The organism is Roseovarius sp. E0-M6 (assembly GCF_037083845.1).
Classification (GTDB): Bacteria; Pseudomonadota; Alphaproteobacteria; order Rhodobacterales; family Rhodobacteraceae; genus Roseovarius.
Genome location: NZ_JBAPLA010000007.1, coordinates 201,344 through 227,257 on the forward strand (window position 1 = coordinate 201,344; position 25,914 = coordinate 227,257).

32 protein-coding genes and 1 tRNA gene are annotated in these 25,914 nt (G+C 66.3%); 9 read left to right on the top strand and 24 right to left on the bottom strand.

The window, feature by feature from the left end; genetic code table 11:
* Nucleotides 1-4 precede the first annotated feature (4 nt).
* Nucleotides 5-295 (top strand): HigA family addiction module antitoxin, encoded by a 291-nt coding sequence (locus V8359_RS16265; RefSeq protein ID WP_336430123.1) that lies wholly within the window; start codon nucleotides 5-7, stop codon nucleotides 293-295.
* Here V8359_RS16265 and V8359_RS16270 read toward each other — a convergent pair.
* The 4 genes from V8359_RS16270 to V8359_RS16285 form a co-directional block, all read right to left on the bottom strand.
* The gene (locus V8359_RS16270; RefSeq protein WP_336430124.1) at nucleotides 266-481 is read right to left on the bottom strand and encodes a DUF7697 family protein; all 216 of its coding nucleotides are present in this window, start codon (nucleotides 479-481) and stop codon (nucleotides 266-268) included. The genes V8359_RS16265 and V8359_RS16270 overlap by 30 nt on opposite strands.
* A gap of 17 nt (nucleotides 482-498) precedes the next feature.
* Nucleotides 499-999: a hypothetical protein gene (locus V8359_RS16275; RefSeq protein ID WP_336430125.1), complete on the bottom strand. Its 501-nt coding sequence runs from the start codon at nucleotides 997-999 to the stop codon at nucleotides 499-501.
* Nucleotides 999-1,940 (bottom strand): phage tail tube protein, encoded by a 942-nt coding sequence (locus tag V8359_RS16280; protein ID WP_336430126.1) that lies wholly within the window; start codon nucleotides 1,938-1,940, stop codon nucleotides 999-1,001. Before V8359_RS16280 ends, V8359_RS16275 begins: the two co-directional genes overlap by 1 nt.
* Nucleotides 1,941-2,044: 104 nt before the next feature.
* A complete protein-coding gene (locus V8359_RS16285) occupies nucleotides 2,045-2,464 on the bottom strand; it encodes an acyl-CoA transferase (RefSeq protein WP_336430127.1) in 420 nt (139 codons plus the stop codon).
* 264 nt (nucleotides 2,465-2,728) lie between these two features.
* Here V8359_RS16285 and V8359_RS16290 point away from each other — a divergent pair, with 264 nt between their 5' ends.
* Nucleotides 2,729-3,070, top strand: a complete 342-nt coding sequence (locus V8359_RS16290; RefSeq protein ID WP_336430128.1) for a hypothetical protein — start codon at nucleotides 2,729-2,731, stop codon at nucleotides 3,068-3,070.
* Between the two features lie 35 nt (nucleotides 3,071-3,105).
* Here V8359_RS16290 and V8359_RS16295 read toward each other — a convergent pair whose 3' ends face one another.
* Genes V8359_RS16295 through V8359_RS16335 form a run of 9 tightly spaced genes read right to left on the bottom strand, consistent with a single transcriptional unit; the run spans nucleotide 3,106 to nucleotide 10,749 of the window.
* Nucleotides 3,106-3,738: a DUF6441 family protein gene (locus V8359_RS16295; RefSeq protein ID WP_336430129.1), complete on the bottom strand. Its 633-nt coding sequence runs from the start codon at nucleotides 3,736-3,738 to the stop codon at nucleotides 3,106-3,108.
* Nucleotides 3,735-4,046 (bottom strand): head-tail joining protein, encoded by a 312-nt coding sequence (locus V8359_RS16300; RefSeq protein WP_336430130.1) that lies wholly within the window; start codon nucleotides 4,044-4,046, stop codon nucleotides 3,735-3,737. The genes V8359_RS16295 and V8359_RS16300 overlap by 4 nt, the downstream gene beginning before the upstream one ends.
* Nucleotides 4,046-5,059 carry a major capsid protein gene (locus tag V8359_RS16305; RefSeq protein ID WP_336430132.1) on the bottom strand — a complete coding sequence of 338 codons (1,014 nt, stop codon included), beginning with the start codon at nucleotides 5,057-5,059 and terminating at the stop codon, nucleotides 4,046-4,048. The genes V8359_RS16300 and V8359_RS16305 overlap by 1 nt, the downstream gene beginning before the upstream one ends.
* 39 nt (nucleotides 5,060-5,098) lie before the next feature.
* Nucleotides 5,099-5,464, bottom strand: coding sequence for a head decoration protein (locus tag V8359_RS16310; protein WP_336430134.1), 366 nt, complete (start codon nucleotides 5,462-5,464; stop codon nucleotides 5,099-5,101).
* 6 nt (nucleotides 5,465-5,470) lie between these two features.
* Nucleotides 5,471-6,463 carry a head maturation protease, ClpP-related gene (locus tag V8359_RS16315; protein WP_336430135.1) on the bottom strand — a complete coding sequence of 331 codons (993 nt, stop codon included), beginning with the start codon at nucleotides 6,461-6,463 and terminating at the stop codon, nucleotides 5,471-5,473.
* Between the two features lie 4 nt (nucleotides 6,464-6,467).
* Nucleotides 6,468-7,991 (bottom strand): phage portal protein, encoded by a 1,524-nt coding sequence (locus tag V8359_RS16320; protein WP_336430136.1) that lies wholly within the window; start codon nucleotides 7,989-7,991, stop codon nucleotides 6,468-6,470.
* Nucleotides 7,992-7,994: 3 nt separating this feature from the next.
* The gene (locus V8359_RS16325; RefSeq protein ID WP_336430137.1) at nucleotides 7,995-8,210 is read right to left on the bottom strand and encodes a phage head-tail joining protein; all 216 of its coding nucleotides are present in this window, start codon (nucleotides 8,208-8,210) and stop codon (nucleotides 7,995-7,997) included.
* 3 nt (nucleotides 8,211-8,213) lie between these two features.
* Complete coding sequence (locus V8359_RS16330) at nucleotides 8,214-10,205, bottom strand: phage terminase large subunit family protein (protein WP_336430139.1); 1,992 nt, start codon at nucleotides 10,203-10,205, stop codon at nucleotides 8,214-8,216.
* Nucleotides 10,153-10,749 carry a hypothetical protein gene (locus tag V8359_RS16335; protein ID WP_336430140.1) on the bottom strand — a complete coding sequence of 199 codons (597 nt, stop codon included), beginning with the start codon at nucleotides 10,747-10,749 and terminating at the stop codon, nucleotides 10,153-10,155. The genes V8359_RS16330 and V8359_RS16335 overlap by 53 nt, the downstream gene beginning before the upstream one ends.
* A 146-nt stretch (nucleotides 10,750-10,895) precedes the next feature.
* Between V8359_RS16335 and V8359_RS16340 the strand changes: the two genes are divergently transcribed.
* Together V8359_RS16340 and V8359_RS16345 are read left to right on the top strand one after the other, a co-directional pair.
* Nucleotides 10,896-11,168, top strand: a complete 273-nt coding sequence (locus V8359_RS16340; protein ID WP_336430141.1) for a hypothetical protein — start codon at nucleotides 10,896-10,898, stop codon at nucleotides 11,166-11,168.
* Nucleotides 11,169-11,263: 95 nt separating this feature from the next.
* Nucleotides 11,264-11,848 (top strand): DUF3489 domain-containing protein, encoded by a 585-nt coding sequence (locus tag V8359_RS16345; protein WP_336430143.1) that lies wholly within the window; start codon nucleotides 11,264-11,266, stop codon nucleotides 11,846-11,848.
* Between the two features lie 57 nt (nucleotides 11,849-11,905).
* Here V8359_RS16345 and V8359_RS16350 read toward each other — a convergent pair whose 3' ends face one another.
* The 5 genes from V8359_RS16350 to V8359_RS16370 form a co-directional block, all read right to left on the bottom strand.
* Nucleotides 11,906-12,535 carry a class I SAM-dependent methyltransferase gene (locus tag V8359_RS16350; protein WP_336430144.1) on the bottom strand — a complete coding sequence of 210 codons (630 nt, stop codon included), beginning with the start codon at nucleotides 12,533-12,535 and terminating at the stop codon, nucleotides 11,906-11,908.
* A 79-nt stretch (nucleotides 12,536-12,614) separates the two neighbouring features.
* Nucleotides 12,615-12,836, bottom strand: a complete 222-nt coding sequence (locus V8359_RS16355) for a DUF7220 family protein (protein WP_336430145.1) — start codon at nucleotides 12,834-12,836, stop codon at nucleotides 12,615-12,617.
* Complete coding sequence (locus V8359_RS16360; protein ID WP_336430146.1) at nucleotides 12,836-13,816, bottom strand: DNA cytosine methyltransferase; 981 nt, start codon at nucleotides 13,814-13,816, stop codon at nucleotides 12,836-12,838. Before V8359_RS16360 ends, V8359_RS16355 begins: the two co-directional genes overlap by 1 nt.
* A complete protein-coding gene (locus V8359_RS16365; protein ID WP_336430147.1) occupies nucleotides 13,816-15,138 on the bottom strand; it encodes a site-specific DNA-methyltransferase in 1,323 nt (440 codons plus the stop codon). Before V8359_RS16365 ends, V8359_RS16360 begins: the two co-directional genes overlap by 1 nt.
* Before the next feature lie 525 nt (nucleotides 15,139-15,663).
* Nucleotides 15,664-16,275: a hypothetical protein gene (locus V8359_RS16370; protein ID WP_336430148.1), complete on the bottom strand. Its 612-nt coding sequence runs from the start codon at nucleotides 16,273-16,275 to the stop codon at nucleotides 15,664-15,666.
* Nucleotides 16,276-16,402: 127 nt separating this feature from the next.
* Here V8359_RS16370 and V8359_RS16375 point away from each other — a divergent pair, with 127 nt between their 5' ends.
* The 3 genes from V8359_RS16375 to V8359_RS16385 are packed head-to-tail and all read left to right on the top strand — an operon-like array spanning nucleotide 16,403 to nucleotide 18,541.
* Complete coding sequence (locus tag V8359_RS16375) at nucleotides 16,403-16,885, top strand: DUF2924 domain-containing protein (protein WP_336430149.1); 483 nt, start codon at nucleotides 16,403-16,405, stop codon at nucleotides 16,883-16,885.
* Complete coding sequence (locus tag V8359_RS16380; protein ID WP_336430150.1) at nucleotides 16,882-18,006, top strand: recombinase family protein; 1,125 nt, start codon at nucleotides 16,882-16,884, stop codon at nucleotides 18,004-18,006. The genes V8359_RS16375 and V8359_RS16380 overlap by 4 nt, the downstream gene beginning before the upstream one ends.
* A complete protein-coding gene (locus V8359_RS16385) occupies nucleotides 17,969-18,541 on the top strand; it encodes a hypothetical protein (RefSeq protein ID WP_336430151.1) in 573 nt (190 codons plus the stop codon). The genes V8359_RS16380 and V8359_RS16385 overlap by 38 nt, the downstream gene beginning before the upstream one ends.
* Nucleotides 18,542-19,297: 756 nt before the next feature.
* Here V8359_RS16385 and V8359_RS16390 read toward each other — a convergent pair.
* Both V8359_RS16390 and ychF read right to left on the bottom strand, forming a co-directional pair.
* Nucleotides 19,298-19,387, bottom strand: a tRNA-Ser gene (locus V8359_RS16390).
* A 181-nt stretch (nucleotides 19,388-19,568) separates the two neighbouring features.
* The gene (gene ychF / locus V8359_RS16395) at nucleotides 19,569-20,666 is read right to left on the bottom strand and encodes a redox-regulated ATPase YchF (protein ID WP_336430152.1); all 1,098 of its coding nucleotides are present in this window, start codon (nucleotides 20,664-20,666) and stop codon (nucleotides 19,569-19,571) included.
* Nucleotides 20,667-20,836: 170 nt separating this feature from the next.
* On the opposite strand from ychF, the gene trpA reads away from it, so the two are divergent.
* Complete coding sequence (gene trpA / locus V8359_RS16400; protein WP_336430153.1) at nucleotides 20,837-21,628, top strand: tryptophan synthase subunit alpha; 792 nt, start codon at nucleotides 20,837-20,839, stop codon at nucleotides 21,626-21,628.
* Between the two features lie 42 nt (nucleotides 21,629-21,670).
* The gene (locus tag V8359_RS16405) at nucleotides 21,671-22,123 is read left to right on the top strand and encodes a methylated-DNA--[protein]-cysteine S-methyltransferase (protein WP_442970394.1); all 453 of its coding nucleotides are present in this window, start codon (nucleotides 21,671-21,673) and stop codon (nucleotides 22,121-22,123) included.
* A gap of 38 nt (nucleotides 22,124-22,161) precedes the next feature.
* Here V8359_RS16405 and V8359_RS16410 read toward each other — a convergent pair whose 3' ends face one another.
* The 4 genes from V8359_RS16410 to V8359_RS16425 form a co-directional block, all read right to left on the bottom strand.
* The gene (locus V8359_RS16410; RefSeq protein ID WP_336430156.1) at nucleotides 22,162-22,860 is read right to left on the bottom strand and encodes a CDP-alcohol phosphatidyltransferase family protein; all 699 of its coding nucleotides are present in this window, start codon (nucleotides 22,858-22,860) and stop codon (nucleotides 22,162-22,164) included.
* A gap of 36 nt (nucleotides 22,861-22,896) precedes the next feature.
* Nucleotides 22,897-23,823 (bottom strand): tyrosine recombinase XerC, encoded by a 927-nt coding sequence (locus tag V8359_RS16415; protein ID WP_336430157.1) that lies wholly within the window; start codon nucleotides 23,821-23,823, stop codon nucleotides 22,897-22,899.
* On the bottom strand, nucleotides 23,820-24,527 hold the full coding sequence (locus tag V8359_RS16420) for a DUF484 family protein (RefSeq protein ID WP_336430158.1): 708 nt from the start codon (nucleotides 24,525-24,527) through the stop codon (nucleotides 23,820-23,822). The genes V8359_RS16415 and V8359_RS16420 overlap by 4 nt, the downstream gene beginning before the upstream one ends.
* A 180-nt stretch (nucleotides 24,528-24,707) precedes the next feature.
* Nucleotides 24,708-25,481: a methyltransferase domain-containing protein gene (locus tag V8359_RS16425; RefSeq protein ID WP_336430159.1), complete on the bottom strand. Its 774-nt coding sequence runs from the start codon at nucleotides 25,479-25,481 to the stop codon at nucleotides 24,708-24,710.
* Between the last annotated feature and the right edge of the window lie 433 nt (nucleotides 25,482-25,914).

Below are 25,914 nucleotides of genomic sequence, written 5' to 3' on the forward strand. Positions count from 1 at the left end.
CGCCATGACGCTGATGAAGTCCCCCTCGCACCCCGGCGAGGTTCTCAGGGAGCTCTACCTCGACCCGCTCGGGCTGAGCTCGATCGCGCTGGCCCGGCGCCTGCACGTGCCGCGCACGCGGATCGAGCGGCTGGTGCGGGAGGAGACCGCCGTGACCGCCGACACCGCCATGCGCCTCGCCAAGGCCTTCGGCACGACACCCGAATACTGGATGAACCTGCAGCGCGCCTGGGACCTCGCCCGCGCGCGCGACACGGTCGACGTCTCAGACATCACCCCCGTCGCCGCCGCCTGACCGCGCCTGTCTGGCCAGCGTCTCGACCACCACCGCCTCGACATGCGGGAGAAGCTCGGCGGCGGCGGCCGGGTCGATGCCGCGGGCGCGCGCCATGGCGAGCAGCGCGGTCATGTCGAAGCCGATCACGCCGCCCATCGGGGCCAGCCGCAGCTGGCCGCCCGCCGCCTGCATCAGGTCCCGCACCTGCCGGCCCTCGATTGTCAGCGGCCGCTCTTGCGTTTGCGGGCAGTCCGGGCACGGCCCCTGGCACCCTGCGCAGTAGTCCGCGCCCCCGCCCCAGACCCAGGCTGCGAGGGCGCAGAGGCGTTTTTTTCCTGCTCCAGCAGCAGCCCCTTCTGGACATGGCGGGTCTGGAACGCCTCGAAGATCGGCCAGATGTCCATCAGCGCCGGGATCGTCTCGGGCCCGGGATCCACGGGGTTGCCCTTCGCGTCGCCCACGCCCTCCCACTCCACGATCGCCAGCCGGGCCAGCGCCACCGCGAAGGGGATCGCCACCGCCTCGTCGGCCGAGCGCGCCGTGGCGGGGTCAGCGTCCGGCGTCACGTCGCCCTCGGGTGGCACGCTTTGAAGCGCCGCGACCACATCGGGGTCGCGGCGCGCCTCGGCCATCAGCGCTGTGGTGATCGGCAGGAGTTTCAGGCGGACGCCGCCGGGCATGTCGTGCCAGGCGGGTTTGCGGGTCATGTCGAGTCGGAGCATCAATACTGGTCCACGTCGTTGATGAGGGTTGCGGTGGCCATGCGGCCGGTGCCAAGGTCGCGCGCTGCCTGCCAGTCGAAGGTCGCCTGGATGCCCTGCGGCCCGTCGATCCCGATGCGCGGGCGCGGCAGGTAGACGGCATGCGCCGTCAGCGTGAAGCTCTCGCCCGAGGGCAGCGCGTAGCCGAACACCAGCTCGCACGGATCGCCGTCGATCGCCTGCTGCAGCAGCGTCTCGTCGGCGAAGCGGACCACCACATTGCCGGTCAGCGCGGCGATGCCGGGCTCCACGCCCGCGATCTTGCCGTCGGCGCGGATCGTCTCCACCCGGTCGAGGTTGTTGGCATAGGTGATCTCGGCGGAAACGAGGTTGCCGAGCGCGGCGCCGTTGCGCTGGACGCTGCCGTTGAAGCTGCCGAAACGCTTGAGCGCGGGCTCGGTCAGCGTGCCGGCCTGGCTGGTGGCGCTCTTGTCCTCGCCCTGCGCGATCACGCCGACGGTCGCGGTCACGAGGCCCGAGCGCTCCATCGACCATTGCAGCTGGTTGACCCGGCAGCCGGGATACATCGCGTAATGCGGCACCTCCGGCAGGCCCTTTTCCAGCGCGAAGCTCGGCAGGTCCCAGGCGCCCGACTGGAATTCGTGGGTGTAGGGCCCGGTGCCGCTGGTCGCGGGCGCCCCAAACGCGGCCTTGAGCCAGTACCCCCAGGCCTCCGCGTCGATCGGGACCACCACGTCGCCGTCGGCGGTGATCGCGTCCTTGACCGGGGCCAGCGGATCGCGGCCGTAGCCCAGAAGCTCGGAGTCGAGCAGCGGCTGCTCGGCGGCGACGGTCAGCCCCGGCGCGAACGGCATGCGGACGAAACCGCTGGCCGGCGGCGTGCCGTAGACGGTCTCGAAGCCGAGCGCCAGCCGCGCCCGCGCCCCAAGGGATCGTGCCATGATGCTCTCCTCTCGCAGAAAGAAGCGGCCCGCGGAGCGGGTCCGCGGGCCGGTGGGTCATTGGTCGGGCGCCGGAGGTCGTCCGGATGTGGTCTCCGCCGCGCTCAGCTCAGCGGGTCGTCCGTCGTGTAATGCAGCACCACCGCGATGGTCGCCGCCTTCAGGCTCGCCGAGCCCTCTACGGCCAAATCGACGGGGCGCGGCGCTTCCGCCTCGACCCAGTCGCACAGCCCGCCCAGCGTGCGGTCGGCCGCGACGGCCGTGCCAATGCTGGCGGTCAACGTGTCGAATGCGGCGTCACGATCACTGCCCTGGATCACCGCTTCGATCTCGGCGCGGTGCTGGTAGTGGTAGGCGAGCGGCGACAGCGTCACCTCGGGCTCCCCCGGCTCGCCGTCGCGCAGGATCAACAGGCCCTCGGCCGGGACACGCTCGGGCAGGACCTCGCCTCGGAGCGCGGTCGCGGGCAGTGCCGAGAGCCGCGCATGCAGCGCGGTGAGGATGGTTTCGCGTGGGGTCGGCATGATACTGTAGAGACCATGAGTTTGGCATTCGAGCGCGACACCGGAGCGCGATCAAAGCTCTGTTCGCGTCGACGCGCCAGAACACGCGTTCTGTTCGGCTCCCCTCGCGCGCGCGGTGATCAGAAATGACAATCAAAGTCGTGCGCGAGAATTATTTTCATGTTACCTGAGACTGGGAAGATGCGAAATGCATCCACGCTCGTAGTATCGGGCGGGGGCTTGTACTCGTGTCGGCATATGAGAAAACAACACAGGAGAAATGAAATGCAGATTCCAGAAGCTACGAAACCCGCAATTTGGGGAGCGATCGGCGGCGCAGTAGTCGCGATAGTGATCGGCTTCGCCTGGGGCGGATGGATGACCGGCGGCGCAGCGACCGAGATGAAGGTAGCCGGAGCGGAATCGGCCATTGTTCAGGCGTTCACACCGCTCTGCGTGGCCAAGGCCGAGCAGCAACCGGAACAGATCGACCTGCTCAAGGAAGAATCGAGTTACCAGCGTGATGACTTCGTGATCGATGCTGGCTGGGTCGACAATGTGAGCGAAAAATACCAAGCAGAAGTGGCTGACTCCTGTGCGGACTCAATCGTCGAAGGCATGGAATAGAATCTGCGGGACGTGTCCGGGGCACAGCAGCCTGATTAGAACTTTCCTTCGACCCAGTTGGCCACGATCAGCCCCGGCACGCTGTCATGCGCCCGCTCGGCGTCGCGGTCGAGGTTCAGCCGCTTCGGCAGCTTCACCTGCGGGACCAGCAGGAAGATCGGCGCGGTCATCTGGTTGCGGCCGGTCTTCGCGCGTGAGGCCACCGCCTGGCCCCGCTTGTTGAGACGGGCGCGGTCGGCGACGAGCAGGCTCGGGGCGCGGCCGCGGTAGACGAAGCGCAGGCGCAGGCCGCGGCGGCGTTCCCATTCGCCGGGGGTGATCCTGCCGCCGCGCAGGCCGCGGCCGGCAGCGGGTGTCGGGATCGCGAGCCAGAAGCCGGTCTTCGAGCGGATCAGCGGGCCGGTGTCGTGGGCGCCGACGATGGCGGGCGCCTTCGACCAGACCAGCGACGCCGCGCCGATGCTGGTGGTGCCCTTGGGCCATGTCTCCGCGCGGATGCTTCTGGCGAGCCGCTGGCCCAGCCCCGCGCCGGTGATCTGGCGGCGCCAGTCGGTCTTGAGCTGCCCGCCGGCCTCGCGCATCGCCGTGGTCACCGCCTTTTCGCCGGCCTTGATCTCCGCCGCCATGAGCGCAGCGAGGTCCGGTGTTACGTCGAGCTTCAGCTTCATGCCGGCCGCAGATCCACGGTCCAGACCAGCCGCTCCCGGTCGCGGACTGGCTCGCCCTGGATGAGGAAGGGCTCGCCATCGATCTCGATGCGGTCGCCGGGGCGTGGGTTCGGCACTTCTGCCACGCGCAGGTCCAGCCGCGTGGTCTCCGACCAGAGGCGCGCGTCGCCGAAGCCGGTCGTCTCATCCGCGCGGCGGGTGACCACGCGGACAAGGACGGGGGCACCACCCTCGGGCGTGTAGACGGCGTCGCGGGCGATGTTGTCATCCGCGAAGAGCGCGTCGAGCGCCATGGCCACGACGGTCATCAGGTCCGCCGCGCGCTGCGCAGCACCTGCGGGCGGGTGCAGATCGGCAGCGGGTTGGACTCGATCTCGAGCCGCACCCATTCGTCGCGGTCCCGGTCCGGGATCATGCGCGCGTAGAGCGGCAGGCCCACGGTATTGACCGTCTCGAAGGTGTCGGCGGGGGCGTAGTAGATCTCGAACAGCCCCTCGACGCCCTCGGGATAGAAATACGCCTTGTCGGTGGGCACGCCGAAGCCGAGGCCCCCGCGATACCGGCGGAAGGTGATGCCGCCGAAGCTGACCTCCTCCCCTACCCTGCCCCGCAGGTCGGCGGCCGCGGCGGTGTTGAGATAGGTCTCGCGCACCTCCTTGTGGGCCACGAGATCGGCGAAGAAGGCCGAGCCGCATTCGGCGCGGACCTGCACCTGGCCGGCGGCGAGACCGCCAAGGCTGTCCTCGACGCTCTCGATCAGCGCCTGGCAGCGCTTGCGCAGCGCGCCCGAGGCCGGAGAGGTGTTGTCGAGGTCGAAGTCGACCTCCGCCGCGGGCGTGATGCCGAACTCGGCGTGGTAGTCGATGACCGTCGCGCCGTCCTTGGGGTCCTTCACCACGCCCTGAATGCCGTTGAAGAGGTGGAACTCGAAGGTGGCCTCGGCGTCGTTTCGCAGCCGACCCAGCTTGCGGGCGACCTCGGCCTGGACCTGCTGGACGGCGGTCTCGGAGCCGAAGTCGCGGATGGACTGGATCTCCGAGGCCCAGAGAACGTCCTGCTTCTTGAACTGGCGGCAGACGAAGGCGCGCATCTCGCGGCGTTCAGGGATCTGGCTCTCGTAGGCCGAGCCACGCTCCGAGAACGGGATCAGCGAGAGCGTGCCGTCGCGGCTCTCGATCATGACGGTGCGCGCGCGCACGCCGCGGGCGCCGAAAAGGTTCGCGCCCGACAGGATAGCGGGCTTGTAGGGGATGTTCTCGAGCGCGCGGGTGAGCTCGACGATGGTGAAGGCATCGCCTTCGAAGATGTCCATGGTGGCCATGTTGATGCCTCCGGGTCAGGGGTTGTGGGGGGTGCGCGGTCAGCGGACGAGGATGCCCGCGGCGAGGAGCGTCGTGTGGGCGGCGGCGATTTCGGGATCGCTGGGCGTGCCGGCGAAGACGAGGTCGTGGCGGTTGACGATGGCGGGGCCGCGGACCACCGCGACGGCCGGGGCATCGCCACCGGACGCATCCGCCTTGCCCCAGAGCACCGCGACAGCGGTCTCGGTGCCGTCGACGGCAGCCGGGTCGTGGGCGGCGTATTTGCCCGAGGCCGTGATCTGGCCCAGCACGGTGCCGGGGGCGAGCGTTCCGGAGGCGACGGTGATCGTCTCGCGGGTGTAGTCGCGATGGGCTTCCCAGACGAGGAAGCCGCCGGGATGCGTGGACTCGGAAAGCGTGGTCATGGTGTCTTATCCCTTGAGCTTGAAGGTGCGGGCGATGACGTCGCCCCAGGGGCGGGTCGTGGCGCTGCGCCCGGGTTGCGGGTGATGGGGCGTGATCTCGGGCGCCGTCTCGGCGCGGGCGTCCAGCAGCGCGGCGCGGACCGCCTCAAAGCTGGCGTCCTCCTCGAGGAACCGCCCGGCCATCTGCGGCTGTCCGGCGAGGCGGCAGAGATCGACGACGGCGCGCGCATGGGCGATGGCCTCGGCGCGGATGGACGCGGGGTCCGGGCCCGTGCTGGCAGAAGCCGCCGTGGCGTCCGGAACGTGCGCCCCGGGCTGCGGTGCGGCATCGGGCGCCGGCGCGACATCGTTGGCGTCTTCAATGATGTCCGCCCCCGTCTCCGCGCTCTCCGGATCGGCGGTCTCGACCGCTTCGACCAGCTCGGGCGGCGCGTTCCGGAAGCGGGCGATGTCGAAGCTGGCGGCGATGCGCACGGGCTCCGCAAGCTGCGTCGCGAGCCCCGCCTCCAGCGCCTCGGCGGCCGAGAACCAGGTTTCCGCCGCCATCAGCGCCGCGATCTCGTCCTCGGTCTTGCCGGAGCGGGCGGCATAGCCGCGCGTCATGCCGGCCGCGATCTTGTCCAGCGTCCCGGCCATCTCGCGCATGTCCGCGGCCGTGCCCATGACGAGGCCGGAGGGGTCGTGGATCATCAGGAAGGCGTTTTCCGGCATGACGATCGCGTCGCCCGCCATGGCGACGTAGCTCGCCGCGGAGGCGGCGATGCCGTCGATCCAGACGGTGACCGGGCCGCTTTGGCGGCTCAGCGCGTTGTGGATGGCCACGGCATCGAAGACCGACCCGCCCGGACTGTTGAGGCGCAGGTCGATGGCCGCGTCATCCGGCAGCGCGCCCAGCTCGGCCAGGAACCCCTTGGCGCTGACGCCATAGGCGCCGATCTCGTCATAGATCAGCACCTCCGCGCCGCTTTCGCGGGCGCGGATCGTGTACCAGCTGTTCATGGTTTTACTCCTGATTGGTGGCACGGCCGGTCGCTGCCGCATCCTCGCCCGTCGTCTCATCCGCCCCGTTGCCCGGATCGGGCCGCGTCGCCGGGGTCGCACGCGCTCCTTGGGTCTCGCCCGGGCTGGTGCGGTAGCGCAGGCCGAGCCCCTCGGCGCGCGCCGTGTCCGTGGCGTTCTCGCGGTCCACTTCCTCGACGTCGTAGCCGGTGGCCTCGACCACCTTGCGCCGCGAGGTGATGCCGGCTTCCATCGCCAGCACCTGCGCCTGGATGTCCTTCAATGGATCGACCCAGTCCCAGCGCGGCGGGATCCACTGCACCATGCGCGCGGCCGCCGGGTCGGGCAGATCCAGCCGGCCGGCCAGCTGCGCGGTCTCCAGCCAGCGCGCCCAGACGGGCCGACAGAGCTGATGGGCGAGCACCCCGTGCTGCAGCTGCTGCACCCGCCGGCGGAACTCGACGAGTTCGGCCCGCAGGCTCGAATAGTTGGCCTGGCGCACGTCGCCGGTGACCAGGTGATAGGGCAGCCCCAGCGAGGCCGAGACGCCGAGCAGCGTCCGGTACTGGAACGCCTCGTAGCTGCTGCCGACATCCGCGGGGCTCGAGAACTTCACGTCCTCGCCCGGCAGCAGCACCTGCAGCGTGCCCGGCTCGAGGCTGGCGATGGCCGCGCCGTCGGGATCGGGCTCTTCGGTGCCGATCATCGGCTCTTCCGGCGCGGTCTTGGTGATGAAGCCCGCGAACATCGCCGCGGTCTTCTTCCGGTCGAGTTCGGCGTCGTCGTACTGGTCGAGCAGGAACAGCCGCACCATCGCGGGCGCCACATGCGGCAGGCCGCGGATCTGCCCGGCATCGAGCGGGCGGTAGATGTGCAGCACGTCCCCTGCCGGCACGCGCACGGTCTCGGGGACCGCCACGCGCCGATCCGTGCTGTCGCCGGGATGGGTGCAACGGAAGTGATAGGCCACCCGGCGGCCGATGGCGTCGAACTCGATCCCGCAGCGGATGCGGTTGCCGCTCAAGGCGGTTTCCGTCTTCTCGAAGGGCAGCATCTCGGACTGGAGGAGCTGCAGTTGCAGCGGGACCAGCAGCCCGTCCTCGGCCCGGCGCGACCGCATCCTGACGAAACACTCGCCGGCCACGAACATCTCCCGCGCCACCATGGCCTGCAGGCCGTAGAAGTCTGTAAGCCCGTCGGCGTCCGCCTCGTCGGTCCAGGCGAGCCAGAGCCGCTGGACCCGGTCGCGCTGCTCAGCGTCGTCGATCAGCGACGAGGGCTTGATGCCGTCGCCGACGAGGTTGGCGGCGAAGGCCTCGCAGGCGTTGGCGGCATAGCCGTTGGTGACCACCAGCTCGCGGGCGCGGGCCAGCAGCTTCGGCCCGCCCGAGGCGACCAGCGCGTTCACGTTCTCCAGCGGCGGGTTCCAGCCCCGCAGCCGGCGCCGGGACATCGCCCCCTCGAGCCGCGCACGCACGCCGGCGGGGCCGCCGGCGGGCTGGCGGCGAAACCGGTCGAACAGTGCCATGGATCACAGCCCCTTCGTCGTCGTCACGCGCAACTGCCGCACGATCCGTCGGCCCTCCGCCGCGGCGATCTCGCGGTCCAGAGCTTCGATGGCCCGGTCGATCTCGGCCACGCTGCGATATTCCACGGTCTTGCCGTCATAGCTGACCCGCGCCACGCCCGAGGACCGCTGCGCCGACAGCGCGTCGCGGCGGGCGCGCAGTTCGTTCGCCGTGCTCATCGATCACCCCATGTAGCTCGACCGCCGCGTCCGCCGTCGCGGCGCCGGGCGGGGCGCGGGCCGGGCCGGCGCCTCACCGTCCATCCCGGTCGTCTCGACCGCCAGTTGCCGCTCCAGGTCGTGCCAGCGCGCCTCGGACCAGCGGTCCGCGCCCGCGATCCAGGCCGCAGCGCGGGCATAGACCCGACAGTCCAGCGCTTCGTTGCGTTCCCGAAGCTTCTGCCATTCGAGCTTCGAGAAGCCGCGCTTGCCCTTGACCGTGACCAGCTGCTCGGCGGTCAGCTGCTTGAGCCATTCGCTGTCCGTCCAGGACGGCAAGTGGACCGTTCCCGGCGGAAACGATGCACCGGCCTCCCGGTCCTCCCGCGTCGGACGCTCCTGCCGCAGGAAGCGGTAGGTCTCGGCCTTGAAGGTCGATGTCGCCACGGACCACAGCCGCGCACCCCGCCGCAGGCGCTTGCCCGCGACGGTGGCGTCGACATAGGTCGGGCCCGTCACCGGGCTCGCGCGGTTGAAACCGTCGAGCCCCTTGACGGGTGCCACCTGCGCGAAGCCGACCTGCCGCGCCCAGCCATAGACCGCGCTGGTCTCGAACCCGGTGTCGATCGCCAGCCGCGCGATGGTCAGATGCTGGCCGCTTTCATGCGCCCATGTCCGGCCGAGCAGGTCGGTGAGCCTCTGCCAGCAGGCCGGATCGCCGGGCCCGCCCTCGATGACGACATGTTCGACGAGCCAGCTTTCCAGCCCGCGGCCCCAGGCCCAGACGTCGACCTCGATCCGGTCCTTCTGCACGTCGGCTCCGGCGGTCAGGAACAGGCCGCCCGCCGGCACCGTGCCCGGGGGCCACGGCTCGCGGCGATCCGCCAGCCGTTGCCAGTCCGGCGCCTCGCCGGTCTCGACCCAGGTCTCGCCGAGGATCGTGTTACGGAACGCCTTGATCGCCTCGTCGGAGCCTCGGGCCGCCTCCCAGGCCCGCGCGATCCGGTCCCAGCCCAGCCAGCCCACCGGCGAATAGAGCGCCGAGAGGTGATAGCCGACGGTGCCGGGATCCGCCGGCTCGGCGGTCGCGCGCCACTCGCCAGCTTCCAGCATCGCCGTCTTGTGGTGTTCGGCAATGGCCGCGTCGCAGCCCTCGCAGTGATACTCCGCCGTCTCCGGCCGGCCCTTCTCCCAGCGCAGCCGGTCGAACTTCAGCCACTGCGTCGCGCCGCAATGCGGGCACGGCACGAAGAAGCGGCGCTGGTCGGACGCCTCGTATTCCCGCTCGATCCGGCTCAGCCCCCGGATGGTCGGCGTCGAGACCAGGAAGACCTTGCGCCGGTGCGCGAAGGTCAGCGAGCGCGCCTCGGCCAGCGTGACCGGATCGCCTTCCTCGTCGGCGGACGCCGGGTACGCATCGACCTCGTCGAGGAAGATGTACCGTGCCGGCGTGGACCGCAGCCCGACCGCCGAGTTCGCGCCCGTCATGATCAGGATACCGCCCGCGAACTCCTTGGACAGCATCGTGTTGCCGGCGTCGCGCGAGCGTGCCGGCTTGATCCGCTCCCTGAGCTCGGGGCTTTCCTCGATCAGAGGGTCGATGCGCTGGCGCGAGTTCCGCTTGGCCAGCTCCACCGTCGGCTGGACCGCGAGCATCGGGCCGGGCGCTTGGTGGATCGCGAACCCGATCCAGTTGTTACCGGCCTCCGTCGCGCCCACCTGCGCGGCCTTCATGAACACCACCCGCTGGGTGGGATCGCCGGGCGAGAGCCGGTCCATGATCTCGGCCATGTAGGGCGTGCGCAGGGTGCGATACTGCCCCGGCTCGGCCGAGGCGCGGGACGACAGCTTGCGGTGCCGGTCGGCCCATTCCGACACGGTCAGGTCCGGGTCCGGCCGCAGCCCCGCGAGCCACGCCCGCAGGACATCCCGAGCGCCATCGAAGGCCAGCGCGTCCGCGTCCTCAGCGGAGATCGGGCTGGATCTCGGCGAGGTCGTCGAGCTGGGATCGGACATGCGTCTCCAGAGCCTTCTGCATCGCGGCGGGCTCCACGACGATTTCCTGGCCTAACGCTTCGCTGCATGAGGCCGAGAGATCGGCCGCCATCAGCGCGGCCACCCGGGCGGGCCAGTTCACCCAGACGTCGCGCTCCTGCCGCGCGAGGCGGAACACCAGCGCCAGCGCGCGGGCGCGGTCGATCAGCTCGCCCTTGAGCTTTTGCAGCCGGATACGCCGCTCCTGCGCCTTCAGCACCTCGTTGGCCGTCTTTGCCTGCAGGAAGGTCGTCCCGCCGCCCGTAGCCGGCGCGGCCAGGCCCTGTTCCTTCAGCGTGTCGCCCACGGCCGAGACGGCCGCCTCCGGCACGGGCTTGCGCTTCGGCTTGGGTGGCTTGCGGTTTTTCGACGGGTCCGTCGTCTCGGCGCGGCGCGCGTCGCTGGCGTCGGCGTCGATGCTCCCGTCGGCGTGCAGCACCAGGCGTCCGGCGGCCTTCGCCTTCTGGATCGCGCCGCGCGACAGGCCGACCCGGGCGGCGTATTGGCGCTCGCTCAGACCCTCCATGTCGCGCTCCGATTATCATGCGAATTCATGTGCTTATTGAGTTGATAAGCCTCCGCGCCGGAGCGAACGTGGGTCCACAAGGACGATGCAACTCACCACCGCGCTCAAGCAGCGCAGCGATAGCGCAGAACGAAGGAGCCACCACAATGACCACCCGCCTGAACCCGATCACCACGCCCCGCCACGAACTCCGCGCCGAGAAGGCGCGCCGCAACAGGGAAGCCGCGCTCGCTGCCTTCATCGGCAAGAAGGCCGAGATCGACGAGATGCTCGCCCGGCTGCAAGCGCTCAGCGACGATCATTTCGAGACCCACCCAGACGAGGTGGGCTGGGCCATGGTCGGCACCCTCGAACACTACGCCAGCCTCCTGAAGCGCATCACCGACAGCGCCTTTGGCGAGGGCGAGCACGCCGAGTGATCTCCGACACCGCCGGAACTCCCGCCGCGCGCCCTGCGCGGCTCGGGGTCGTAGAAGGCGCCGCATGACGCGGGCCTCGAACACGGAGACCCCAGATGACCAAGCTTTCCGACACGCAACTCGTGATCCTCGGCGCCGCCGCGCAGCGCGAGGACCGCAACGTCCTGCCGCTCCCCGGCTCGCTCCGCGGCGGCGCCGCCGCCAAGGTGGTCGGCGCGCTGCTCTCCCGCGGGCTGATCGCCGAGACGGCAACCGACAGCCGGACCAAGGCCGACGCCGCGCTCAACCGGATCTGGCGCAACGCCGAGGACGGCCGCGCCATCCTCCTGCACATCACGGACGCGGGCCTCGCCGCCATCGGCGTCGAGCCCGAAGACGCGAACCCCGCGCCTGCGGGCGCGACGGACCAGCCGACCGAGGAGCCCGCGCCGGACACCTCCACTGAGCCGGAGGCCACGCCCAAGGCGCGCACGCCGCGCACGGGCACGAAGCAGGCGAAGCTGATCGAGATGCTCCGCGCCGAGGGTGGCGCCACTATCGACGAGATCGCCGGGGTCTTGGAATGGAGGCCGCACACAGTGAGGGGTGCGCTTGCCGGCGCGCTCAAGAAAAAGCTCGGCCTGACCATCACCTCCGAGAAAGTCGACGGAAGGGGGCGTGTCTACGCCATACGCGACTGACGCCGCGCGTGCGCGCCAACTGCAGGTCGCCGCCCAACAAGGGCGGCGGCGCTCGTCTCAACGGTGGGTCTTGCAGAACACGCTGTACTGAAAGCTCTGTCGATTGCCCTTCGGCGTGATGTGCATGTGGCGTCTGGCGTCGAGCATCTCGAACCGGCCCGGAAGCAGACGATCGAGTTCCTGCGTCAGCTCTTCCGGCGCATAGCGCACGACGGGCAGGCCCGAGCACATCTCCGGCCCGTCATCCGCGAATGTCGCGATGATCGCTGTCCCGCCCGGGCGCAGGGCTTGTGCCAGTGCGCAGGCATAGCGGGCGCGATCCTCGGTCCCGGTCAGGAAATGGAACACCGCGCGGTCGTGCCAGACCGCATACTCCCGGTCGGACTTCCACGTCGTGATGTCCGCCTCGATCCACTGAACCGCATCGCCCCTTGGGCCGAGCCGCTGCCGGCTGACGGCCAGGGCGGACGGGGAGAGGTCCAGCACCGCGAGAGGTCCGAAACCCTCCGCAAGCAAAGCATCGACGAGCCGGGACGCGCCGGCCCCGATGTCGATGAACGGCTCGCCCGGTTGCAGATGTTCGCGCACCAGGTCGAGCGACAGCGCGGGCGTTGCTTCGAACCATGTCAGCGCATCTTCCGGCCGCGCGCCGTAGACGTCGTCCCAGTGCTCCTGTCCACCTGCCATCTTGCCCGGTTCCCCCTTGTGGGATCGAACCTAATCCATCGAGGCGCCGCATGACACCGTCATTGCATCACGAGCGTCCTCAAGAACTCCGAGTCCGGATCGCCTCGAACAGTCGGCGCAGGACATAACCCCGCGCCAGCGACACACCGGTGAAGGCGAGCCCGATGGTCATGTGCTCCGCGAGCCCTGTCTCGATCCCGAACCACGGGAACACTACGATCTGCGTGGCGATGGCCAGCACATAGCCGACGACGACATTCGTCGCGGCTTCGATCATGGACATTGTGCGGCTCTGCTTCATTACAGGCTCTCCATAAACGCCGTCACGAACTCCGCCGCGAGCGGCGGCACGATCGCATTGCCGTAGCCCCGCAGCAAACCCATGCGGCCGGGTATCCCATCAGCCAGCGGGAATGTTCCGGGCTCAACGGGCCGCCAGCGGCCATCGCGGCAGAGGAGCCAGTCCGGATCTCGCCAGACGCCGTCCGTCGCGCGGGTTCCGGCGGGGTCGGCGCGGTCGACCAGTCGACCAGCTTCACCGTCCTGCGGCTCGCATCGGTGTTGCCGGCCGCGTTGTACGCTGCCGTCGCGGGCGAGCCCGCCATCGCCGTCGGCCAGCCTGCCAGCCAGACCTGCCGGCCGAGCAGCGCATTGATCGGCACCATCCGGCATTCCGAGCCGTCCTTGTGATCCCGCGCCGAGGCTGTCGCCCAGCCCGCCCTGCTCGAGGGCGGCGGCGCCGAAGAAGAGCCGCTGGCGGATGTGCGGCGCGCCGACGCCCGCAGCCGGCAGATCGGCCGCCGCGACGGCGTAAGATGCCGCTGCCAGGTCAGCCGCCAGAGCGTCGAACCACGCCCAGCCAGCCGCATCCTCAGTCGCTGTTCGAGCCGCGCCGCCAACCGGTCCGAGCACTGCCGCGCTGGCGACCTGCTCGCCGAAGACGAGCTCCGGTCGGCAGGCTGCAACGAGCTGCAGGAATGCCGGGGCGAGATGGCGGTCATCGTCCTGTCCCTTGCGCTGCCCGGCCTGGCTGAAGGGCTGGCAGGGCGGCGAGCCGGTCCAGACGGAGAGATCGCCGGCCACGCCGGCGAGGCGCAGCGCGTAGGGCCAGCCGCCGATCCCGGCGAAGAAATGGCATTGGGTGAAGCCGCGCAGATCGGCGGGCTCCACATCGAGGATGGACCGCGCATCCACCTCGCCATCCGGCAGCAACCCAGCCGAGATCAGTTCCCGCAGCCAGGCACAGGCCGCGGGATCGGCATCGTTGTAGTAGACGGTCATCAGGCGGCGGCATCGGCCTTGTCGCCCAGCCTCTCTTCCTTCACCGCGGCGAAGCTCCGGCCGTCGCCATCAAGGACTGCATACTTCCCGGTCTCCGCCTGCCAGCGCTCCACGGCGACATCGACATAGGCCGGGCTGATTTCCATCGCGAAGACACGGCGGCCGTTGGCTTCGCCCGCCATGATCTGCGAGCCCGAGCCCGAGAACGGCTCGTAGCAGAGCCCGCCGCGGGCGACGTGCTGGCGCATCGGGATGCCGAAGGCGTCGAGCGGCTTCGGCGTCGGGTGGTCGGGGCGTTCGTCCTTCGCAAAGGACGGCATTTCCCAGGTGGAAGGCAGCGTCTCTTGCGCCACCTTCGGCGGACGGTTCGGGCGGCGCCAGCCCATGAAGCAGGGCTCGTGCTTCCAGAGGTAATGCGACCGGGTCAGGACGCCGCGGTCCTTCACCCAGATGATCTGCTGGTGCACGAAGGCCCCCGCCTTTTCCCAGCAGGCTTCCAGCATCGCCTGGCGGCGCGAGGCGTGCCAGCAGTACCAGGCGGCATCGTCGGTGATGGCTTCCGCCACGGCTGCAGCGATGAAGCCGTCGTAGAGGTCCGCGCCCTGCGAACTGTCGTCCCAGGTTGTGCCATAGGACGCCGACCAGTCTTTGTTCCGCGTCGGGTGGTTCGAGCCGTCGTAGTCGACGAGGTATGGCGGGTCGGTGGCGAACAGGATCGCCCGCTCGCCATTCATCAGGCGGCGCACATCGGCCGCGCTGGTGCTGTCGCCGCAGAGCAGGCGGTGATCGCCGAGGATCCAGAGATCGCCGGTGCGGGACGCCGGGTTACGCGGCGGCTCGGGGATGGTCACCGGCGGCGCGGAGCCCCCGGCGACAACCTCTTCTTCGCCGCCCCCGTCCGGATCGAAGGCCAGCAGCTTGTCAAGCTCGCCGTCCGAGAAACCGACCAGCGACAGGTCGTAATCGTCGGCCAGCAGGTCCTGCAGCTCGGCCGAGAGCAGCGCCTCGTCCCATGTTCCGAGTTCGGTCAATTTATTGTCGGCCAAACGATACGCCCGCCGCTGCGCCTCGGTCAGGTGGCCCAGCACGATCACCGGTGCCTCTGTCAGCCCCAGTTGGGTGGCGGCCAGGACGCGTCCGTGGCCCGCGATCAGCTCGCCATCCTCGCCGACGAGGCACGGCACGGTCCAGCCGAACTCGGCCATGCTCGCGGCCAGCTTCGCGACCTGATCGGCGCCGTGCTGCTTCGCATTGCGGGCATAGGGCTGGAGCCTGGCCAGCGGCCATTGCTCGATCCGCTCGGGGGCGAAGGCGAGGGTCATGCGTGATCCTGTCGATGCTGTTCGCGCGGTGGCGTTGGCCGCGCTGGACTCCCGCGGCGTGGACTCCACCGAGGTGGATACCCTGGCTTCCGGCCGGACTCCGGCATCCGCGGGGTATCCACCCCGCGCGGCCGGTCAGCTGTTTGATTTTACGAGGGTTTCAGGCAGCTCAGGTGGCTTCTGGATTCCGGGTGGCTTCCCAAAAAATTGGCCTTGTCGCTGGCGATATTTCGCGCCACGCCCGCCAGCATACGAAGGTGAACGGAAAGGAACCGTAAAATCAGAGGGTTACGGGCAGGCGGAGACAGTTTTTCCGGTCAGGCGGCGGGCGTTTGCCCGGTTTCGAACTGTCGCCGTTTGCGTGCCGTCATGTTCCCGTCTGGACCCCGAACTGGCTTCCGGTTGGACCCCGGCATCCAGCGCTGCGGCCTTCGTCCCTTCGTTCACGGCTCGTGCGATCATACCCCGTTTGTATCCCTCAGCGCCGATAAGTGAACCCCGTGCGATGTCTCTCCAAAAATTCCGTCACAGGACGATTTTTCTTGACAGCCGGTCGGCGTTCTCGACCACGAAACGCTTCGATCGCCTGGGCTGCGGCTGCGGGGCCGGATAACCCTGTGCGGGCGCGGCGGCTGCCGGCGCTGTGCCCATGATCTGCGCGTAGTCGCGGTGGTCCGGGGTCACCGCCGCGCGGATCTCGTTCTTGTCCTCGCCGTTGGTGTCGGTGCCGATGTCGATCCGGGCCACGAACTCGAGCCCGTCGAGATCGGCGAAGCCGTCGATGCGCCGCGCTGCCTGCGCCTCCGGCGAATTGTCCTTGTCGGAAATCCCGCGCGCCGAGTTCAGCATGCCGCGCACGAGGCTGCGGCCCATGTTGGCCCAGTCCGGTCCCTTGGGGCTGTAGAGCCCGATCAGCGACCAGATCTTGCGGCGGGCATACGGCCCTTCCAGCACCGTGTATTCGGCGTCGAGATAGACGGCCCCGGTCGCGCCGCGCCTGGCGTAGCCGCCGGTCCAGCCCTGCGCGGGATCGTCGAAGCCGCCGGGCCGGATGGTCATCCGCACCTTCGCGAGCGTGCCCTTGGGGATGACGTTGGTGTTCGATTGCGCGTCGTTGAAATCGTTCCAGAGAGACATGGGAGGGGTCCTTTCAGCTGTCGTTGGTGTCGGAGGGGGTGGCCGGCGCCGTCGTTGGCGCGGCGTGGCTCAGCCGCTCGGGGGCGGGTGTTGCGGGCTGGCGGATCTTCTCCATCAGGCGCCCGAGATGGGGAGCCTCGACCATGTCGAGACGCCCCGAGCGATCCTTGGCCGGATACCCGCGCGCCTGGCCGCGCTGAAGGCCGCGACGACGCCGGAATTGAAGGCGCAGTGGCACGAGTTGTTCGACAGCGAGCCGCCGCCCTTCAACCGACGCTACCTGGAAAGCCGGCTGGCCTACCGCATCCAGGAACTGGAATATGGCGGGCTGAAGCCCGAGACCATCCGGCGGCTGGAGCGGTTGGGCGAGGAGCTGGATGGCGGTGATCGCAAGAAAAGCCGCATTCGCGCAGATCTGAAACCGATCACCGGCACGCGGCTGCTCCGCGAATGGCAGGGGGTCGAGCATGTCGTCACCGTCACCGCGGACGGATTCGAGTGGCAGGGGCGGCCCTACAAGTCGATCTCGGCCATTGCCCGCGCGATCACCGGCACGCGCTGGAACGGCTGGGTCTTCTTCGGTCTCAAGAGCCGGAGGGCGCGGACATGACCAAGCCCATCGTCCGCAAGCAGCGCTGCGCGATTTACACCCGGAAATCCTCCGAGGAAGGGCTGGAGCAGGAGTTCAACAGCCTGCACGCGCAGCGCGAGGCCTGCGAGGCGTACATCGCCAGCCAGCGATCGGAAGGCTGGGTGCTGGTCCGGGATCAGTATGACGACGGCGGCATTTCCGGCGGCACGCTGGACCGGCACGGCCTGCAGCGGCTGGTGGAGGACATCGAGGACGGGCTGGTCGATGTGGTCGTCGTCTACAAGATCGACCGCCTCAGCCGCTCCCTCGCCGACTTCGCCAAGCTGGTCGAGGTGTTCGACCGCAATGATGTGACATTCGTGTCGGTGACGCAATCCTTCAACACGACCACGTCGATGGGGCGGCTGACGCTGAACATCCTGCTGTCCTTCGCCCAGTTCGAGCGGGAGGTAACCGCCGAGCGCATCCGCGACAAGGTCGCCGCCAGTCGAAAGAAAGGCATGTGGATGGGCGGGGTCCCGCCCTACGGCTACCGGGTCGAGAACCGGAAGCTGGTCATCGACGACGAGCACGCGGGCCATGTCCGCTGGATCTTCGCCCGCTTCCATGAGATCGGATCGGGTACGGAACTGGCGCGGGAGGTCGCCAAACGCGGCATCCGCACGCCCCGCGGCAACCGGATAGACAAGAAGTACCTGTACCGGATGCTCAATAACCGCGCCTACATCGGCGAGGCGGTGCACAAGGGCGAGAGCTACCCCGGCGAGCACGACGCGATCATCGACCGCGAGACGTGGGACCGCGTCCACGCCATCCTGCAGGAAAGCCCGCGCAAGCGCGCCGCCCGCACGCGCGCCGACACGCCCGCGCTGCTGAAAGGGCTGCTGTTCGGCCCCGATGGCGCCGCCTTCTCGCCGACGCACACGCGCAAAGGCGACAAGCTCTACCGCTACTATGTCAGCCAGACCGTGCTGAAGCACGGCGCCGGATCCTGCCCGGTGGGCCGGGTGCCCGCGGGCGAGATCGAGGCCGCCGTCATCGATCAACTCCGTGCGGTGTTCCGACAGCCAGAGATTGTTGCGGGGACGTGGAAGGCGGCGCGTGCCCACGGCGCTAACAACAATTGTGAATCTCTATGACACCTTGAAAATTCTTTTCTCAAAGGGAATGGGTACTAGGCTGGAGGTGCTGAGGTTCAACCGTCCGTCGAACAAGCAGCTAGATACATATGAAAAATACGCCTTAGAGTTCTTTGAGTGCGTGCACGCTTCATTTCCAGAAGTCAGGGATTACCTGGACGCCGCACCATCCAACGTGGATGGAAGTGCGCTTAGGTCAGCCTCAGGAGGACATCTATTATTCCGTCCGATTGGTCTAGAGATCATCGCGGAGAACTATTGTCATCTCAAAAAATCACGCGTGTTAAGTCAAAGTGAGATCACCTCACTCCTTTCGTCACTCCCTTCCCAGCTCTCCGAGGCTCCTTATCGCGGTTTGGTTTGGAATCCGCGCAAAGAGTCGATCAACACAAAGGGTAAAGGGGTTGCGAAGCGCGTAGTGGGGTACATGTTGGGTTCCGACACGGATGAAGCAACCTTGTTGGCAGACTACCGGAAGGCGCTGGAGGGGGTAGAGAAACCGGAAGAAATGAAGCTTCCAGAAAAGGTCGCTTGAGCGTGTTCTTTACGAATGCAAACGAATAGTTTTTCTCGTCTTTTCAACCGAAACAAGGAAAGATAACGTGACTTCTCTTTCGTGCTGGCGCCATTGCAGTCCCGTGTGCTTGATATGGGTGGCACGGGCGCAAGAACGCATCATGGTCTATGGGATGGTTCCAAGGCAAGGGTAGCTATGAAATGCGCCCTTATGAAATGCGCCCTTCCTGGTCTCGGGTGAAACTCGTCCCCATGACATGGCGCGCATCCAATCTGCAGAAGGTTGGTCTCCATGTAGTGGTCATGGGGGTTTCGGGGGCAGCAGGAACGCTCCCCTGATTGGTGATCAAACGGGCAGCCGTTTGTGCATATGTCAAGCGACACCGTAGGAGCAAATGAAGCAAATCATCGAAATCGTGAAGGCATTGAACACCGTCGAGGCTGCCTGATCGGACCTTTTTAGATATCTGCGAGCGGACGCGTCGAGTCCTGGCCACGGCAATAAGGGGAACGTTCGGTTTCTGTTCCATCACACCGGATGCCACTGGCATCGAAGTGTTCAGCTGCAGCCCCAGAAAATTATTGCAATTTCATATGGTTGTAAGCTGTTCACCAAATCGGCGCAGTCATGAGGTCCGGAGAATATCGGCCCGGAGAGAACGCCTGTGCGCTTTTCGGGGCATGGGCCGGTTAACAGCCCTTCCCGCATAACCCTCGAAAACAACGGAAAAATCCGGCCGCAGCCGGATCGGGAGAACGCTTTCGCGGGGGCAAGTGGCGGAGCCGATGGGATTCGAACCCACGAGACCCTCTCGGGCCTACTCCCTTAGCAGGGGAGCGCCTTCGACCACTCGGCCACAGCTCCGCTGGCGGGTGTATCGGCGTCAAAGCGTGAGGGCAAGAGCGAATGCTCATGTGTCGGGCAATTCGCCGATATGCTGAGCAGGTCGATCCGCTTTAGACGCGCGCCGCGCGACCTTCATGATGCCACATCTGCGGGGTGTTGAAATTCAGCCCCCACATCTCTGACGCAGGCCCGCCGCACCTCAATTGTTGAACAGGAAATGCAGCACGTCGCCGTCCTTGACGACATAGGCCTTGCCTTCGGCGCGCATCTTTCCGGCGTCCTTGGACGCCTGCTCGCCTCCGAGTGCGACGAAATCATCATAGGCAATAGTCTCGGCGCGGATAAAGCCCTTCTCGAAATCGCCGTGAATCACCCCGGCGGCCTTGGGCGCGGTGGTGCCTGACCTGATGGTCCAGGCGCGCGCTTCCTTGGGGCCGACGGTGAAATAGGTTTCGAGGTGAAGCAACTCATAGCCTGCGCGAATCAACCGGTCGAGCCCGGCCTCGGCAAGGCCCATCTCTTCGAGGAACATTGCCGCTTCGTCTGCATCAAGCTGGCTGATCTCTTCCTCGATCTGGGCCGAGATGACGACATGCGCGTTACCCTCGGCTGCGGCCATCTCGGCCACCTTGGCGGAATGCGCGTTACCTTTCGCCGCCTCGGCTTCGCCCACGTTGCAGACATAGAGCACCGGCTTGGTTGTCAGAAGCTGCAAGCCCTTCCAGGCGCGTGCGTCCTCGGCGTCCACCTCAACGGTCCGCGCCGGGCGCCCTTCGTCGAGCGCGGCCTTGGCGGCTTCCATCAGGCGCTGCTGCTGAACGGCTTCCTTGTCGCCGCCGCGCACCTTGCGAACGATATTCTGAAGCCGCTTCTCGATCGACTCGAGATCGGCCAGCATCAGTTCGGTCTCAATGGTCTCGGCATCCGCCACCGGGTCCACCCGGCCCTCGACATGGGTGACATCCCCATCCTCGAAACAGCGCAGGACGTGGGCGATGGCATCGACCTCACGGATGTTGGCCAGGAACTGGTTGCCAAGCCCTTCCCCCTTGGAGGCGCCTTTCACGAGGCCCGCGATATCCACAAAGGTCATGCGCGTCGGGATGATCTGCTTGGATTTCGCAATAGCGGCCAACCGGTCCAACCGGCTGTCGGGGACGGCAACGTCACCCACATTGGGTTCGATCGTGCAGAAGGGGAAATTCGCGGCCTGCGCGGCCGCCGTACGCGTCAGCGCGTTGAAAAGCGTGGACTTGCCCACATTCGGAAGCCCGACAATACCCATTCTGAAGCCCATGGCACATCTCCTGCGGTGGTCCGCGCCGCTTCTAGGCGCGCACCCGCCAAGGCGCAAGGGTGCGCGTGGCTTTCAATGTTCGCCAAATACGCACAATCCCGGCCTCGCCCCATTGCCTTTGGTCCGCAAATTGGGCAAATCGGGTCGGACATTCGCGAAGGACCACGCTCATGAGCCGTATCGACGCCAAGTTTGCCGAATTGCAGAAGGCCGGACAAAAAGCCTTTGTTGCCTATGTGATGGCGGGCGACCCGGATTATCAAAAATCGCTCGAGATCGTGCGCGGCCTGCCCGCCGCTGGTGTCGATATCATCGAACTGGGCCTGCCTTTTACCGATCCGATGGCCGATGGCCCCACGATTCAGCTTGCCGGTCAGCGCGCGCTCGAAGGTGGCATGACACTGGAAAAGACGCTTCAGTTGGCGCGCGAATTCCGCGAGGGTGACGACACCACGCCAATCGTGCTGATGGGCTATTACAATCCGATCTACAATCGCGGTGTCGACAGGTTCCTTGCGGATGCCCGCGAGGCCGGGATCGACGGTCTGATCGTGGTGGATCTGCCGCCCGAAGAAGATGACGAGCTGTGCATTCCGGCTCAGGCGGCGGGCCTCAACTTCATCCGGCTGGCCACGCCCACGACCGATGACAAGCGCCTGCCCAAGGTGCTTCAGAACACGTCGGGCTTTGTCTATTACGTGTCGATCACCGGTATCACGGGCGCCGCGACGGCGCAGGCGGGCGATGTTGGCCCCGAAGTGTCACGGATCAAGGCCGCGACCGATCTGCCGGTGATCGTCGGCTTTGGTATTCGCACCCCCGAAGCCAGCCGCGAGATCGCAAGCGTCGCGGATGGTGCCGTGGTGGGCTCGGCCATCGTAGGCGAGATCGCAGAGGGCAAGAGCGCGGACAAGGTTCTGGCCTTTGTCAAATCGCTCGCTGATGGGGCGCATTCCGCATAATCCGGGTTGTGCGCGTGCGGCGGAGTGGCCCAAACTGGGCACATGACCGAACGCATGATGCACAGTCCCCTTGGGCCTTTGACGCTCCTCTCCAGTGATGGGGCGATCACCGGGCTGGAATGGCGGCGTGGCGCTCGGGATGACGCGCCTGAACTGGTCAAAGCCGAGGCACAGCTGACCGGCTATTTTGAGGGTAAGCGAAAGCTGTTCGATCTTCCCTGCCGGGTGCGCGGTTCGGAGTTTCAGCAACGCATCTGCGCCCGCATGTCCGCGATACCGTTCGGCGATACCGCCACCTATGGCGATCTCGCCGCCGAACTTGGCGTGCCGGCTCAGGCGGTGGGCACGGGCTGTGGCGGGAACCCCATTCCGATCATCATTCCATGTCACCGGGTCTTGGGGGCGGCGTCGCTTGGCGGGTTCTCGGCCAAGGGCGGGGTCGAGACCAAGGTCTGGCTCTTGCGGCACGAAGGTGCGGCCGGGCTGCTGATCTAAAGCGTTACGCGAAACGCTTCAGAGCCCGGTGCAAGGCGTCAAGAGCCTCGGCGCTCGGGGATGATTTGCTGGGCGATACCGGCGAACACAAGGTAGATTGACGTCAGCACAAGACCCCAGTGGGCCCAGCTTTCGGGATGAAAATCAACCCAGGCGGCCCAGGCCGCAAAGGCGGTCCACGCAAGCGCCACAGGAAGCGACAGCCAGCGCCAGCGTTTCGTGCGCACAGGATGTATGAACTTGAGCGGCAGGAACATCGCGATGGCCAGCGCCGACACGATCATGAGGATGATCCAGAAATTCGGCTCGACCGCGAAGACGACCAGAACCATCATGTTCCACGCCGCCGGAAACCCCGCAAAGGACTTGTCTTCGGTCTTCATGCCAGTATCGCACATGTAAAGCACGCTGGCGAAGGTGATCACGATGATCGCGAACCATCCCGTCCAGCCCGGCAACAGATCCGAGGCGAAAAGCGCGAAGGCCGGAATGAAGATATAGGTCAGATAGTCGATCATCAGATCGAGGATCACCCCGTCAAAGCGGGGTGCATTCGTCGCGACGTGATATTTCCGCGCCAGAGGACCGTCTATGCCGTCGACGATGAACGCCACAACGAGCCAGAGGAACATCAAGCTCCATTTTTCCTCGACGGCGGCCAGCATTGCGAGCATCGCAAAGACAGCGCCGGTGGCGGTAAAGAGGTGGACGCAAAGCGCCTTAAATCGCAAACTCATGGATGGGTTCATGCCGTAAATCTGGACCCTGTGCAATCAGGCTTTGCGCCCGGCGCGCGGATGCGACGCACGATAAACTTCCATAAGCCGTGCGGTATCCACGCCGGTATAGGCCTGTGTCGTCGAAAGCGAGGCGTGGCCGAGCAATTCCTGTATCGCCCGAAGATCACCCCCGGCATTCAACAGATGCGTCGCAAAGCTGTGTCGCATCGCGTGGGGCGTGGCGGTGGCCGGCAGACCAAGCTGTAGCCGCGTGCGTTCAACCACCTTCTGGACCATCCGGGGGTTGAGCGCCTTGCCGCGCATCCCAAGGAAAAGCGGGGTCGCGCGGTCAATCGGGTGGGGGCAGAGGCCGGCATAAAGCGTTACCGCCTCGCGCGCCGCGCCAAGAACCGGAACGACGCGCTCCTTGCCGCCCTTGCCGGTGATCCTGAGCGTTTCGGGCAAGGGAAGGTCAGCCCCGGTCAGCGACAGTGCCTCGGAAATCCGAAGCCCGCAGCCGTAGAGCAGCGTGATCACCGCCGTATCGCGGGCGCCGATCCATGGGATGTCGGACTGGACTCCCGCAGTGTCGATCACCTCGCGCGCAGCGTCGGCCGTAAGCGGACGAGGTAACTTGCGGGTGAACTTGGGCGACCGTGCCGAAAGAACGGCGGTGGGATCGATCCCTTCGCGATCGGCAAGCCAGCGAAAGAAGGATTTCACGGCCGAAAGCTTGCGGGCGAGGCTGCGCGCGCCGATTTCGCGCCCGCGCATATGCGCCATCCAGCTTCGCATGTCGGTGACGCCGATATCTTCCAGCGCCGCGAGCCCGACCTCACCGCCCTTGTGTTCGCTGATGAATGCGAGGAATTCACCCACGTCGCGGCCATAAGCGTCAAGGGTGTTGTCGGATGCGCCCCTAAGCGCGCGCGCGGTTTCGAGCCAGCCCTGCAACGCATCGCGGGCGGCCGCCGAGATCACGACAGCCAGCGCCGCATCGCACGTTCGAACACGCCGCCAAAGAAGGTCAGAAGATCGGTGCCCTGCTGTGGTGTGAACTGGTGCGGATCCTCGGCTCCGAGAACCAGCATGCCGGGCAGGCGCCCGTCACCGAAATCAAGACGGAGACAGGCCTCGGACCTGATGAACTGCGCCGCCTGTCCGTGTACGCGCTCATCCGCGTCATGCACCTGTCGCAGGGTCACGGGCCGCTTCGGGGTGCCGCGCCCGTTGGTCAGATAGCCTTCGACGAATCCCAGATCGGCGACCGAGAGGACATCGCCCATACGGCGCACGCTCGGGTCGTCATCGTTCTGAACCGATTCGAGGATGAGGCGCACCGAATCCACGCGCAGGATGTCGGCCACGTCGCCGCCCAGATCGCGCAGGAAGGTCTCGAACTCGACCGGGTCGAGCATGCGCAGGATCGCGCGGTGAATGAGGTTGGTTCCGGCAAGGTTTTCATAGGCCGCTGCAATCACGCTGCGATGCGTGTCCTCGAGCCGGTCCAGCCGCGATTCAAGCCGGTCCATCGCGATGCCGCGCAGATCGACGATATTGCCGCCCATCGCCCGCTCGTTGGCGGCGATAAGCGCGCGCATCAGGTCCTTGTCATCCAGAATGACATCGGGTTGCGTGATGATCTTTTCACGCAGGGAATCGTCCATGCGGGGATTGCTGCTCATGCTCTGCCTCGGGTCTTCGTGCCACGTTTTGATCCCGTTATGCCCGGTCGCGACGCCGATTTAAAGAAATTTCGTGGCCAGAGCCCGATTTGGCGCCAGATATTGAAGTGGGGCACCTGCGTGCGCCCCGCGGAACGGAGCCGACCTTGGAATTTGCGCGATCAAATGTCGGCTGTCGATTTAGGCAGACTTGCCGATGGAAAAGCTAAATCGTCCGGTCGAGAAAAAATGCTCCCCTCGCGCGTCTAAGGCAGCTTGTTCTTCGGCCCACGCTTGGAGTTCTTGTTCTGGCACCGTGTTCTGTCCTTTCAAGTAAGCAACGATAAATGGAACCAGCCCTTCTCCATAGCAAGCTTCATACCGGTCCACATTTACGATTGAGAAATAGCTCACATCGTCAAAAACTAACCCAGCTTTTCGGAGACGGGCGGTGAGTGTGCGCGGTAGCTTGCTGTTAGCACAATGAGGCGCAAAAGCCTTAAGTATCTTTTCCATGCGGTCTGGGTGTTCGCTATGCCAGCAGACGCCTTCCCAATCTGTAGCAAGGATTAAGCCGCGACCGCCCGGCTTAAGCACACGTTGAGCCTCGCTTAAAAATGCGTCTACATCAGGAACATATTCGGCGACCTGCGTGCTGACGACGACGTCAAAATAATCTTCCTCGAATGGGAGTGCGGTTGCATCCGCACATTGATAACTAAGCCATTCACACTCATTTCTTTGGCTTGCACGCTCCACCATCTGTTGGGAGATGTCTACGCCGACGACCTTCCCGTTCGAGCCAGTTTGAGCGGCGATTTCGGCAGTGAGGAAACCAGGTCCGCTTCCGATATCCAAGACGCGTTCGCCCTTTTGGACGGCAATTCTTTGAAGAGTATCCTCGCGTTGCGAGATGATGTCCGGTCCAAGATAAACCGCCTCCAGCCGCTCTGCCGCCGCATCGTCGTATTCCATGCCCATCGTGTTAGCCCCGCATTTGCTGGCTTTTAGGATAGCATCGTTTCATGTAACCACAAAACGTAGCGCTGAACGAACATTTGTGTCGCTGCGCTGTTCTTCAGACATTGGCGCAGTATGCAGAATTCTGCACACTTTGGGCTCTGAGCGGTCGTAGGTTGCACTTAGCAACAAGGCCTGCTCTGCGGACGATGCCGCTGTTCAGGCGCCTTCGGCTTGATCCCGCGCGGGGGGCGATTCGCTAAGACCGTTTAGGCTTCGGACCCGCCACTGGCTGTGCAAGGTGCGAGCGTCTGGAAAGCGGATATTTTGTTGAAAAACTCGCGCTTGATCGGAGCGTAAGTTGCTGATTCAATTTTCCATATCAGTTGGAGGGTTGAGCAATGATGGGACCGAGACAGGAAGCGCAAGCGGCCTTTTTCTACGAGTT